The sequence below is a fragment of the Paraburkholderia sp. SIMBA_054 genome (genome assembly GCF_046534875.1).
Lineage (GTDB): Bacteria > Pseudomonadota > Gammaproteobacteria > Burkholderiales > Burkholderiaceae > Paraburkholderia > Paraburkholderia hospita.
The window spans coordinates 1-1129 of sequence record NZ_JAWRXV010000179.1; the positions used below are offsets into that span (position 1 = coordinate 1).

The 1129-nt window shown below is 62.3% G+C and carries 1 protein-coding gene; it reads right to left on the reverse strand.

Features of this window, described 5'->3' with window-relative positions; translation table 11 throughout:
• Nucleotides 1–6: 6 nt before the first annotated feature.
• On the reverse strand, nucleotides 7–1129 hold a 1123-nt coding region (gene tnpC / locus SB822_RS54600), incomplete at its 5' end, for an IS66 family transposase (protein WP_410858786.1).

Sequence of the window (1129 nt, forward strand, 5' to 3'; positions counted from 1 at the left end):
GCGTAACTATTCAGCGGTAACCAGAGGCGAAACGACGAATCCGGCAAAGCCCAATGCCAGCGCATCGATCAGCGAACGGTTCTGCTTGCGTAAGGTGGCAAGGTAGGAGCGGATTGTGCAGAACGCCTCCATGCCCGATTCCGAGCGGAAGCACCCGGAGATCTTCTGTTTGAGTTTGGGCATGCGGATATCGCGTTCGGCCTGGTTGTTGTCGAACGGTACGCGGTGATCGGTAATGAAACGCCACACCTCATCGGCATATTTGTGAAGCCGTGTGAGCAGGTTGCAGGTAAAGCTTTGCCTGATCCTGCCGCGGCGTTCCTGGCGCCCGGGCTCACGTGCCTGCTGCGGATTGAGCTTGCGCGCCTGTGCGATCAGGACGCGGCTGCGCCGTGCGTAATAGCGTTGGCGCGCCTGGCTCAGCGCGGTGTTTCCTGACGCCCGACTGAGGTCGACCTCGCGCTTTGCCTGGCAAAGCAGATCAATCATCTGCTGGGCCCAAGGTTGCTGCGTGGACTCCTGGACGAACACCAGTTCGCGCAGATGATGAGCATTGCACAGCGCGTGCTCACACTCATAGCCGGCATATGGCCGCCAGCCGTCATGGACCGCGATTCCCGTAAAGCCGGGAAGAATGCCGAAGCTGTCCAGCGCCTCGCTGCCGCGCTTGCGGTGCGCGCCATACCAGCTCAACGCGTGCGTCGAGGCGACATGCAGCCAGTGGGACTCGCGCCCCACGCGCATACAGCTCTCATCGAAATGCACTACGGGTTGCCCGCGTAGCGCCTGCTCGATCTGTTCGACCGCCGGCGCCAGTATCTGCGCGGCCTGATCAATGCTGTGCTGGACGGTTCCCGTACCCACATGCAGACCAAACAGGTCTTTTAACGCCTGGGCGGTACGCGCAACCGGCAACTGCTGGTATTGCGTCAGATAGACGGCCGCGGCGCGAATCTGGGGGCCGTACTGAACCGCCTGGCTCACGCCCTTGGGAAATGCGCCCGAGTGATGTTTGCCGCAGCGGCACTGCGCGATCTGCACGCGATGCTCGGTCACCTCAAAGCGCGTGGGCGGCAGATCGATCACCTGACGGCCTTCGGGCAACACGGTGACGCTGGCTGCCGCGATC